Origin of the sequence: Arenimonas sp. (assembly GCF_035312645.1) — a bacterium.
In the GTDB taxonomy this organism is placed as follows: domain Bacteria; phylum Pseudomonadota; class Gammaproteobacteria; order Xanthomonadales; family Xanthomonadaceae; genus Arenimonas.
This window is the reverse complement of the sequence record NZ_DATGBO010000103.1, coordinates 66,573-77,452: the sequence shown is the minus strand read 5'-3', so window position 1 is coordinate 77,452 and position 10,880 is coordinate 66,573. Positions and strand designations below refer to the sequence as shown.

Sequence of the window (10,880 nt, the reverse complement as noted above, 5' to 3'; positions counted from 1 at the left end):
ATGGAAGTGTCGAGCACGTTCATGAAGGTGGCGAGCGACAGCACCAGCGTGCCGAGCACGAGGGCGGTGCCCTTGAGTGGCGGCAGTTCGGCTGTCGCTGCCGGTGGTGGAGCCGGTGCCGCCCCGGCCGCTTCCATGGTCTGGTTGGCCATGATCGGCTCGCGTCAGTGCGAGGAAGCTTTCGCGACGACTGCCGCGCCGAGATTGTCGGCGATGATGCGCTGGACGATCGCATCGGCCTGGGCATCGACCGCGGAAATCAACACCGGCGCGTCCGACGCTGCAGCTGTGGTTTCGGTGACGGGCTTGCCGGCCTGATCGCCGACGTCGACCTCGACCTGCATCGACAGGCCGACGCGCAGCGGGTGCTCACGCAACTGCGCTGGATCGAGCGCGATGCGCACAGGCACGCGCTGCACGACCTTGATCCAGTTGCCGGTGGCGTTCTGCGCGGGAATCAGCGCGAACGCCGCACCGGTGCCGGCGCCGAGACCGGCGATGCGGCCGCGATAGGCCACGTCCTTGCCATAGACATCCGCAGTCAACGCGACCGGCTGACCGATGCGCATCTTGCGTAGTTGCACTTCCTTGAAATTGGCGTCGACCCACACTTGGTCCAACGGCACGATCGCCATCATGTTTGCGCCCGGCTGCACGCGCTGGCCGAGCTGCACGCTGCGTTTGGCGACGTAGCCGCCGACAGGCGCGAGCAATTGCGTGCGCTGCAGGGCAAGCATCGCCTCGTGCACTTTCGCCGCCGCGGCCTTGATCTTCGGATGCTCATTGATCGCCACGCCGCGGGTGATCGAACGTGTCGCCTGCAGTTGTTCGCGCGAACCATCGACGGCGGCGAGAGCCGCATGTTGCGCACTTTGCGCGGCGGTGACGGTGGCGAGCGAATGCGCGAGGTCTTCCTTCGAAATCACGCCTTTCATCGCCAGGTCCTGGCGCCGCCGCAGGTCCTGTTGCACGCGCAGCAGATCGGCAGCGCTGCGCGCGGCATCGGCTTGGCGAAACGCGAGATCGGCCTGCATCGCGGCGTCGTTGCCGTAGATCTGCCGGACTTCACGCACGGTCTGGGCGAGTGCAGCTTCGGCTTCCTCGAGCGCTACGCGGGCATCGGCGGGATCGAGTTCGACCAGCGTCTGTCCGGCCTTCACCTGATCGGTATCCTGCACTTTCACCTGCACGACTGTGCCGGCGAGTTGCGGCGTGATCTGCACGATATTGCCCTGTACGTAGGCGTCGTCGGTGCTTTCGTAGTGGCTCAGGTAAAGGAACCAGTAGATCGCGTAGACGATCGCCACGACGATCACGATCACCGCGATGATGGTCAGTGCGCGCTGGCGTTTCGGGTTGGTCGCAGTTGCGGGAACGCTCATGTTTCGTTTCCTGGGCAGGATTTCTTCGTCTCGGCGCTGGCGTTGCAGCCATTGACGAGCATGCGGCGCAGCAGGCTTTTGAGTTGCGCGAATTCTTCTGGGCTGAAGTCGCTGAGATGCTCGTTGAGCACCTGCGACAGGCAGTAAGGGATGCGTTCGGTGATCTGCTCGCCGGCTTCGGTGAGGTCCAGATGCATCACGCGGCGGTCTTCGTCGCTGCGTCGGCGTTCAAGCAGGCCTTTGGCCTCAAGGCGGTCGACCATGCGCGTGACTGCGCCGGTATCGGTATCGGATTCGCGCGCGATGCTCGCGGCGGTGTCGGCGATGCCGTGCTTGATCATCAGCAGCGGTTTCCACTGCATTGCAGTCAGGTCGTAGGCCTGCATGCGCGCATCGATCCGGCGATCGAAGGAAATAAGCACTTTGCGGATCAGGTAGCCGACCGACTCCTGGATCGCATAACGGTCGCCGCGATAGAAGCCTTCGTTGGGGACGACGGGTTCCGGAGCAGGCGAGGGTGAGGGCGGGCGAGGCACCGGCGGAGATTAGCTGCATAGGCAGCTAACTGCAATGGAGCTGGCTGGGAAAGTGATTCGCAGATCACGTGTGCTGGCCGACGCCGAGGCCCATCATTACCACGAGAATGAGTGAAAGAACCAGGCTTAAAATTAGTTAAATCAAATAGTTATTAAAACTATTGCATAAAAAACACGAAACTCATTCAGCAAATTTTCGTGGCAACGAAACGCTGCCGGCCCGGTTTGCGAATCAATCGCCGAGCCGCTTCAGCGGGGAAGGCTGCCTCTCAACGCGACACGTCCTGCGAAAGATCGATGCTCTCGATCTTCTCGCCCAGCCACCAGACCGCGGCCAGCAGTTCGATCACCAGTACGAGGCCTGCGACCAGCGCCGTGAGCAGCAGCGTGACGGTCAGGTTGGCCAGCCAGTGCCCGAGCAGGAACGCGAGAATGCCCAGCAGCGCGGCCGGGACCAGAACCAGCGCGAGGATCAGCATGTAGGCGCCGAGGGCGAGCAATCGCTGCCCCATGATCTCGATTCCGCCACCGCCGGAGCTCGGCGCCTCGCTCCAGGCTGGGAAATACAACATGCCCGCGAACGGCAGGCAGAGCATCAACCCGCACAGCGGCGGCGCGATGAAAGCGATGCCGATCGCGCCGACTCCGACATTGATTCCGGTAAGCAGAGGGTCGCTACTGCCGATGCCAAAGCCCAGCGCGACGATCAGCAGCAACAGCCATTGCCCGAAAATCATCAGTGTCATCGGCGACAGCAATTCGCCGATGACGATCTGCCAGCCGCGCAAGGGGCAGGCCTTGATGATGTCGAGCTGCGGCAGCACCTGACGCAAACCGCGCTGCATGAACATCGGTCCGGCAAAAATCAGCCAGCCGCCGAGACCCAGCGAAACGCCGCCGATGATGCGCAGTACGGGCAACCGTTCCGGATCCGCAGCGATCCAGAAACTGCCGGCAACCACCACCGCACAGGCGATCAACCAGGTGCGAAGGCGATACCAAGGGCCCGAGGCGATCAGGCCCTTCCATAGAAAAGCCAGCGGTATGAAACCGCGTGCGGCGAGTGGAAACGGTTCTGTCCTAGGCTTGAGTGGCGTGCTGCTGCGCAATTTCCCCGAACGCCGCGCGCTGACGTGCTCGGCACGGCGGCGGGCGACGTCGATCGATGCCTCCTCGAACGAAACATCCGAATGCACGACCCAGAAATAATGCGCGACCAGGATCAACAACGCGGGCAGGGCGGCCCGGAGAAATTCCCGGGCATCGTTCGCGAACAACGGCGCCGCGACCAGCTTGAACGGGGCGAGGATCCAGGCCAGCGGCACGCTCGCGAGAACGCCACCGGCGTAGTTGAGTATGGTCTTGAAGTTGGCGAAGTCGTTTTCGGTGGGCAAGGGCACCGTGCGTCGCAGTGACCACCAGCACAGACCGGCGAGTACAGCGGTGATGCCGAGGACCGCGATGCGTCGACGCAGCACATTGACGCCGAATTCCAGCAGGCGTTCGCGCGTGAACGAGGCGGCGATCATGTGCAGGCTGAGTGTCGAGAAAAGCAGCCACCAGCCAGCCGCGTGCAGCAGCGGATTGCCGCCGAGAAAACTAGCGCGCCGCGAAATCAGGGTAAAGAAGAACGAGGTGAGGAGGATGCCGAATTGCGAGCCCAGCAGCTTCAGATGCACCAGCATCCGTCGCGTGACAGGCGCTGGAAACAGGAAGGCGACTTCCGGTTCGCTGAATTGCAATGCCGCGCGGGCGCTGGGGACGATCCAGGTCAGCAACACGATGATGGCGAGAATCAGCGCGCCGATCGACGTCAGATACGGCGTCAGATACGGCGTCAGTTCCGCGGGCAGGGCAGGTATCGCATTGTTGCCGTGGTCGCCGAAAACGTGCCGGAGAAAGAAGAAGTAGAAATACGCTGCGCCGGCGAGTGCGCCGAACAGGTATTTCGGCTGGCGCAGGCGCTTGATCCGCTGCGCGAAGAAGCCGCGCAGGCTCGTCGCCTTCAGATAAAGATAGGCGTGGGCAATTTCCGTGGATCGGCTCATCGCTGCGTCGCGCTTTCCGTATCGCCGGTGGCGCGGAAGAACACGTCCTCGAGGCTCAGTTCGGAACCATCGGAGAAGCGCGAATGCACTTCGGCCACGCTGCCATCGGCCACCTTTTCGCCATTCTTGAGGATCAGCAGGTGTGTGCAGACTTCCTCAAGCAGGCTGAGCAGATGCGAGCTCAGGATGAGTGCGACGCCATCGCGTGCCAGGCCGCGCATCACTTCCTTCATGCGCCGGATGCCGCCGGGATCGAGGCCGGTCAGAGGTTCGTCGAAGATCACGACCTTGGGCTGGTGCAGCAGGCCGCAGGCGATCGCCAGTTTCTGTTTCATGCCGCGCGAAAGTTCGCCAGGCAGCAGTTGTTTCTTGTCGGACATTTCCAGGTTGGCGAGGATGCGCTCGCCGCGTTCGGCCCAATCGCTCACACCGTACAGGCGCGCCATGAAATTGAGGTGCTGCCAGACGGTGAGATAGTCGAACAGCCGCGGCTCGTCGGGCACGAATGCCATCTGGCCTTTCGCGCCGATCGGATCTTCGACGATATCGATGCCGCACAGCTTCACGGTCCCCGTTGTCGCCGGAATGATGCCGGTCGCACAACGCAGCGTCGTCGTCTTGCCCGCGCCGTTCGGACCAACCAGCCCCATCACTTCGCCGGGACGCACGGAGAACGAAAGATCGTGCACGGCGGTGAACTCGCCGTAACGTTTGCTGAGATGACTGACTTCGATCATGGCTTGGCCGCGGGTAGGTGATGACGGGGGAAGGCGAGGGTGGAGCATATCGATATCGGGGCGGGCGGCACAGTGACGAGTGTCATCGCGGCAACCCTGCCGAAACGCCGATGAAATTGTGTTACAGCACGATCGGCCGATACCATTTCCCAGTAGCCGGCAGTCGATATCTCGTCATGCGTGGCAGTCGATGCTCGCCGATCTCGCGTCGGCGCAGCGCAGAAATTCCGCATTACGGATCGAGGTGATTGGTGGGACACGACCACGACCATGGCCTGGGCAATGTCCAGCACGAGCAGCCGCTTTGGTGGGCACTGGCGCTCACCGGCGGTTTTTTGATTGCGGAACTGATCGGCGCCTGGCTCACCAATAGTCTGGCGCTGCTGTCCGATGCCGCGCACATGGCTACCGATACGCTGGCGCTGGCGATCGCAGTGACGGCCGTGCGGCTGAGTCGACGGCCACCCGATGCCAAGCGCACCTTCGGTTACGCGCGGCTCGAAGCGATCGGCGCGTTGATCAACGGCGGCCTGTTGTTTCTCGTCGGTGCCTACATTTTCTGGGAAGCCGTCGGCCGCTTCCGGCAACCGCCGCAGGTAGCGACCACCGGCATGCTGGTCATCGCCGCGATCGGATTGGCGGTAAACCTGATCGCGATGCGGCTGCTCAAGGCCGGCAGCGGTGAGAGCCTGAACATGAAAGGCGCCTATCTCGAAGTCTGGAGCGACATGCTCGGCTCGATCGCGGTGATCATCGGCGCCGGCTTGATCTGGGCAACCGGTTGGTCGGTGATCGATCCAATCCTCGCCGTGCTGATTGGCCTGTGGGTATTGCCACGCACCTGGTCACTCGTGCGCGAAGCGATGCATGTCCTGCTTGAAGGCGTTCCCAACGGTATGGATCTGGCTGAGGTCAGGGAGGCGATGCAGGCCGTGGCGGGCGTTTCGTCGATCCACGATCTGCATGTGTGGTCGCTTAGCAGCAGCAAACCGGCGATGGCTGCGCACGTGGTTGTCGATGCCGATGTTGTCGACTCTGCCAGCGTGCGGATTGCACTCGCCGAAATCCTCGAGAAAAAATTCGCCATCGATCACGTGACGCTGCAGATGGAAACGACATCGTGCGCGGGGCCGAACTGCGGCGAGGCAAGCGGCGAGGGCAGTGGTGCGGCCGAAGCGGACGCGCACCATGGCCATGCCCACTAGATCGAATTGACTGGCGCCGGTTGCTCCGGCGTTGGCCTGACGTTTCGGTACAGTTTGATACCGAGATTGATCAGCGTGACAGCGACGATGAGCACCATGAAGAACTTGACCGTCCGGTCGCTGCTCGAGGCCATGAACACTGGGCCGTCCAGGACAGTCCACGTCATCGCGGCGCAAGTGGCGAGACTCAGCCCGGTTTCGACGCGTCGCATCGCCGGCGACCAGCGACCCTGCACGATCACAACAATCAGCAGGGGAATGTTTAGCGTGATGAGCGCAAGCAAACAGAAAGCCTGACGATGCACAAAGCCATCGGCATAAGTAAGCGCTGCGTATGCCGCGGGCGCCGCTCGACCGTTCCAGAAGAAATCCAGTATCCAGCGGGGATCGGCGATCAGGAACACCCCGCAAAGGATGCCGATGAGTCCCATCACCATGGCAGTGCGGCCGCCGATGATGCGGTCGCCCGCGCGCGGCTTCCACGCGTAGGTTTGCGGCCATCGGCGACGCGCCCATGCGGCAGCGGCGAAGCCTGTGACCAACACGCCCGGCCACCACAGGGAAGGAATCACGGTGCCTCCCCACCACTGGCCTAGCATCCCGAGAAGGTCGCCTGCGGAATCGATCGGTTGCCGCAGGCGCAACAACAGCCCCAGGCACCAGATGATCGCCAGGCCGATGCCCGTCATCCGCAGGAAACCATATCCGTCCGCGGGATCGATGATGGTCAACGCCGGTCGATAGCGTGCGGCCACCTCTTCTGGCCGACCAAAGGCCTGCAGGAATTCGATTGCCATCGCGGCATCGACGCTGCGACCAGCAGCTTCGGCCCTGTCCTGCAGCCCTTCCTTGAGCAGCAGCCGCAATTCAAACGCGACATCGTTGCGTTGCTTGCGTGGTAGCTGCACGGCGACATCGTTTACGTAGGATTCGATCACGTCATTCGCGTTCATTGTCAGTCCTCTTTCAGGAGTCGATCCATTGCGTTGTTCATGCCCTGCCATGACTCGGTGAGCTTCTTGAGCAATTTCCGGCCATCGGCGTTGAGCGAGTAGTAGCGCCGCTGCGAGCCAGCCTCGAGTTTCCACTCGCTTTTAAGCAGGCCCTGCGTTTCCAGGCGGCGCAGCAGCGGATACAGCGTGCCTTCTTCGATAGGCATTCCCTTGTCCGCCAAGGCTTGTCGCAACTCATACCCGTAGCGCTGAGTGCGCAGTTGCGAAAGCGTGGCCACCACCACCACGCCGCGGCGCAGTTCCAGTTCCAATTTGCCGAAAGCGTCTGTGTCGACCATGGGGCGCACAGTACTGTGCAATACACAGTATGTCAAGCCGGCTTTTCAGAGGCATTGCTTACGCCATTCGTGGATCGGGTGTTGGCCAGTGGGCTGGGATTGGGGCAGGGCTGGCGAGGTCTGTTGAAGGCGGACGTAGCCATTCGGACCTTCGCCCGCCCGCGCCTGGCAGTAGTTGCGGCGGCGGCAAGCCCAACTGTCTACGGAGCTCATGGTTTCTTCAACGGCAGACGCACTGCTGCCAACAGGCTCAACTGCGAAAGTGTGTGCGGCTTTCGTCGGCGCTTGTGCAGCGATTCGACAAACAGGATGCCGCGCAATCTTTCGGGGGTGATTTGATCGCCGTCTGGCGACCGCAGGATTCCGTTGCGGATCCGCCAACCATGCCAAGCGCCCGCCAGATCCACGTCGCTCGGGGGTGGCGGCGGCAGAAGTCCGCAGGTCTTTCTGATTTTGCGGGTCACGTCAGGCGCTCAGGCAGGACTGGCGGGGTGGCGGTCGGGTTTTTGGTATTGACATAATATACATTATGCGAAATTATTGAATGAACTAAACCCCCTTAAACCGAGGCAAATCCTCGTCCACGACGCCCTATTCGCTATGCACGACCGGGTTGACCGGCCTGCCCATCGCATCCTCACCACCGACTCATGGATTCCCCGACATGGCCAGAGCCGCAGACGGTGGGAAGAAAAAGAAAAAGAAAAACGAGTCAGCCCGAGACCACTTCATGTTTGAAATCTACTGCCATGCAGATCTGCGTGGCCCTTGGGCTGGCTGGAAGCTCCGTGGCGCCTGGCTGGTCAGTCCGGATGGCGACAGGATCAATGCGCAACGATTGCGCCGCATCCTGTTTGTCGAAGCAATGCGCAAACGCATTGCAAAAAGAACGCCATCCCCGATGATGAAAATCCCCACCGATTCGCAGCGAGAATGAATGCGCGGTTTTCGACGATCCCGCGACGCACTTTCAATTTCAACTTTCAATTAGTGCCGGCGAAACAACCGTGAAGCCCAGTTCTTTATTTTTCTCGGCACTTTGCGTATTTCGTCGGCGGGTTTTTCGGGTGCGGGTTTGGCAGGTTGTTCGGCTGGCGCTGGCACTGGCTTGGTAGCGGGTTTCGCTGCTTCGGGTGGCGTGGCCGGCGGTGCTGCCGGTGGCGGAGTCGCCGGCTTTTCTTTTGGATTCTCCTTCGGCGTGTCCGCGCCCTTTGCTGTCGGCACAGTTGGCGTTTCGGGCATGGCGGGTTCCGCAAACCAGGTGTGCAGCGCATAACCCCCGGCGGCGACCAGCAGTGCGCCGGCGAACAACAACTTGCCAAGTTGCCCTGCCCCGACCGGTTTTCCTGCGGCGCCGCTGCGACCGATCCGGTCCAGTGCCAGCAGCATCTGCGGCGCGTTGTTGAAACGCTGCAAAGGCGATTTCGCCATGGCGCGGTCGATGAAATCCTGCCAATGGCGTTTGTCCTGCGGCAGTCTCGGGATGGCATCGTTCGCATGCATCAGCGCGAGCGCGAGTGCGTCAGGCGCGCGGTAAGGCAATTCGCCAGTCAACAACGAGAACGCCAGCACGCCAACGCTGTAGAGATCGGCGCGGCCATCCACTTCTTCGCCGCGTGCCTGTTCCGGTGCCATGTAACCAGAGCTGCCAACGGAAAGTCCTGCCGAGGTGAGGCGGCTCGTGTCGCGTTTTTTCGAGATCGCGATGCCGAAGTCGGTCAGCTGCGGCCGGTCGTGAACGTCGAAAAGAACATTCTCTTCCTTGACGTCGCGATGCACGATGCCATGACCGTGTGCATAGCCCAGCGCCATCAACAGCGTACGCAGCACCTCCCTGATCTGCGCCTCGTCGTTGCGCAGATCGCGCTGCGCAAGATCGCCATTGGCGAGGTACGGCATGATGTAGTACATCCGCCCATCGGACGTGCGCCCTACTTCGTGGATGCCGACGATGCCGGAATGGCTGAGCCTGGCGATCGTGCGCGCTTCGTTCTCGAAGCGTTGCTTGCTGATCTCGTCCTTGAGCGCGTCCGGTTCCGTGACTTTGATCGCGACTGGGCGATCGAGCGATTCCTGGATCGCCAGATACACCGTCGCCATGCCGCCGGAGCCGAGCCGTCTCTGGAACCGATAGCCGGGAATGCCGGGGAACAATGCATCATCGACCAGAGGCGGCCCCGATTTTCCGGATTGGTCGATGGGTTCCTGCATGGGGTCGATGGGCAGATCAGTCCGGAGAGCGCAGAGGAAGCATACGCCACGTCATCCGTGACGACAGGGTGTTCGCAGGCGGGCCAGCAGGTGCCGGCTGATGTCCTCGGCCTGCCGACGCAGCTCCGGAATCGCGATGCTCTCCCAGCACTGCCCGATGCGGGCGGCGCCCAGCGTCAGCAGATCGGACTGCACGCTTCCTTCGACGGAAAGCAGGGCGCCGGCATCGTCGCAGCCATAACCAATTTCGTGCGGGCCGGGGCGAATCATCCCGCGCGACGCCAACGCCTGCAGCAAGGGGCTGTGCATCCGTGGCAGGCGAGTTTCCACGCCGGTGCAATTGAGTACGCATTGCGCCTGGATTTCACCTATATCCCCCACCTTGCCCCGTGCCCGGAACCGCACTCCGGCCGCTGCCTTGTCGCCACCGATCGAAAGCACGTGGCCGGCACGACTTTGCAACTGCCCTGTCCGCTGCATGCCTTCGATGCGCGCGGCGATCTGCGGCGCGATGCGATGGCGATGGATGTCCCATATGCGAACCGCATGCCGGAGGAAGCGGCGTTGCTCGGCTTCGTCCAGGCTTTGCCAGAGTGCCTGGCCATGATGACGCAGGCGATCCATCGTCCATTGCCATGGTTCGCCGGCGAGCGAACGAGTGGCCGCATGATCGCGCAATGTCCGCATGCGTTCGCGAACATTCAATGCCAGCAATTCATCGATGTGGCCATCCTGCGAACCGGCAGTAGCGTGCGCAAGCGGCATCAATCCGTGTCGCGAAAGGACGGTGATTTTTCCGCGATGACCGACCTCGGCCAGGCTGATCACGGCATCCACCATGCTCAGGCCCGAGCCGACGATGCACAGATCGGCGTCCGGATCCAAACGGCGAACAGCCGCGTAATCCCAGGCATTCTCGATTCGTGGCGAGCCGTGAATTGCCGCTGTCGGCACCGGCAATGATCGCGGAAAGTTTCCCAGCGCGAGAACCACAGCGCGCGCCGATATCCTGCGCCCCGACCGCAGTGCGATGGCATAGGGCCCGGTGCCGGCGATATCGATCGCCTCGTCCTGGCAATGCAGCGCCGTCGGGTCGATGCGTGCCGCCAGCGTCGCCTGCAGATAGCGACCGAATTCCCTGCGCTGCGCGAAACGCCTTGCCGTCGGCAGAGCCTCTTCCACAACAGGATGTTCCGGCACCAGCGCGTCGAGATAGCGCGTGAAATGCATCGGCTCGGCATCGAATGCGCTCATGCGTCCGGCGACGACATTGAGCAGGTGCTCGGGATATTGCGTGCTGTAGGCCGCGCCCTGTCCGATCATGGCGCGGGGTTCGATCAGGGTCAGGCGAATCTTGCCCTGGCTGGCTTCGAGCAAATGGATGGCCACCAGAACCCCAGCGGCACCACCGCCGATGATCGCGATGTCGAGCGGCTCGACCGCCGTGGAGGAATCAGGACTCAACGAATC

Annotated in this window: 11 protein-coding genes; 2 read left to right on the top strand and 9 right to left on the bottom strand. The window is 62.2% G+C overall.

The annotated features are described in order from the left end of the window. Positions 1-164: 164 nt before the first annotated feature. From VKM35_RS09800 to VKM35_RS09785, 4 genes are all read right to left on the bottom strand, one after another. Positions 165-1,382: an efflux RND transporter periplasmic adaptor subunit gene (locus VKM35_RS09800; RefSeq protein WP_324320833.1), complete on the bottom strand. Its 1,218-nt coding sequence runs from the start codon at positions 1,380-1,382 to the stop codon at positions 165-167. Then, positions 1,379-1,918, bottom strand: coding sequence for a MarR family winged helix-turn-helix transcriptional regulator (locus VKM35_RS09795; protein ID WP_324320832.1), 540 nt, complete (start codon positions 1,916-1,918; stop codon positions 1,379-1,381). Before VKM35_RS09795 ends, VKM35_RS09800 begins: the two co-directional genes overlap by 4 nt. A 269-nt stretch (positions 1,919-2,187) precedes the next feature. After that, on the bottom strand, positions 2,188-3,966 hold the full coding sequence (locus tag VKM35_RS09790) for a putative ABC exporter domain-containing protein (RefSeq protein ID WP_324320831.1): 1,779 nt from the start codon (positions 3,964-3,966) through the stop codon (positions 2,188-2,190). Then, positions 3,963-4,703, bottom strand: coding sequence for an ABC transporter ATP-binding protein (locus VKM35_RS09785; RefSeq protein WP_324320830.1), 741 nt, complete (start codon positions 4,701-4,703; stop codon positions 3,963-3,965). Before VKM35_RS09785 ends, VKM35_RS09790 begins: the two co-directional genes overlap by 4 nt. A 251-nt stretch (positions 4,704-4,954) precedes the next feature. Between VKM35_RS09785 and VKM35_RS09780 the strand changes: the two genes are divergently transcribed. Continuing rightward, positions 4,955-5,908 carry a cation diffusion facilitator family transporter gene (locus VKM35_RS09780; protein WP_324320829.1) on the top strand — a complete coding sequence of 318 codons (954 nt, stop codon included), beginning with the start codon at positions 4,955-4,957 and terminating at the stop codon, positions 5,906-5,908. Here the strand turns inward: VKM35_RS09780 and VKM35_RS09775 are convergent. The 3 genes from VKM35_RS09775 to VKM35_RS09765 form a co-directional block, all read right to left on the bottom strand. Continuing rightward, positions 5,905-6,861: a hypothetical protein gene (locus VKM35_RS09775; RefSeq protein WP_324320828.1), complete on the bottom strand. Its 957-nt coding sequence runs from the start codon at positions 6,859-6,861 to the stop codon at positions 5,905-5,907. The genes VKM35_RS09780 and VKM35_RS09775 overlap by 4 nt on opposite strands. 2 nt (positions 6,862-6,863) lie before the next feature. Further along, complete coding sequence (locus tag VKM35_RS09770) at positions 6,864-7,199, bottom strand: PadR family transcriptional regulator (RefSeq protein WP_324320827.1); 336 nt, start codon at positions 7,197-7,199, stop codon at positions 6,864-6,866. 209 nt (positions 7,200-7,408) lie between these two features. Beyond that, positions 7,409-7,663 carry a DUF3653 domain-containing protein gene (locus VKM35_RS09765; RefSeq protein WP_324320826.1) on the bottom strand — a complete coding sequence of 85 codons (255 nt, stop codon included), beginning with the start codon at positions 7,661-7,663 and terminating at the stop codon, positions 7,409-7,411. 200 nt (positions 7,664-7,863) lie between these two features. Between VKM35_RS09765 and VKM35_RS09760 the strand changes: the two genes are divergently transcribed. After that, positions 7,864-8,136 (top strand): DUF3653 domain-containing protein, encoded by a 273-nt coding sequence (locus tag VKM35_RS09760; RefSeq protein ID WP_324320825.1) that lies wholly within the window; start codon positions 7,864-7,866, stop codon positions 8,134-8,136. A gap of 50 nt (positions 8,137-8,186) precedes the next feature. On the opposite strand, the gene VKM35_RS09755 is transcribed toward VKM35_RS09760, so the two are convergent. Together VKM35_RS09755 and VKM35_RS09750 are read right to left on the bottom strand one after the other, a co-directional pair. Further along, positions 8,187-9,410 (bottom strand): serine/threonine-protein kinase, encoded by a 1,224-nt coding sequence (locus VKM35_RS09755; protein ID WP_324320824.1) that lies wholly within the window; start codon positions 9,408-9,410, stop codon positions 8,187-8,189. Positions 9,411-9,461: 51 nt separating this feature from the next. Continuing rightward, on the bottom strand, positions 9,462-10,874 hold the full coding sequence (locus tag VKM35_RS09750; protein ID WP_324320823.1) for an FAD/NAD(P)-binding protein: 1,413 nt from the start codon (positions 10,872-10,874) through the stop codon (positions 9,462-9,464). Between the last annotated feature and the right edge of the window lie 6 nt (positions 10,875-10,880).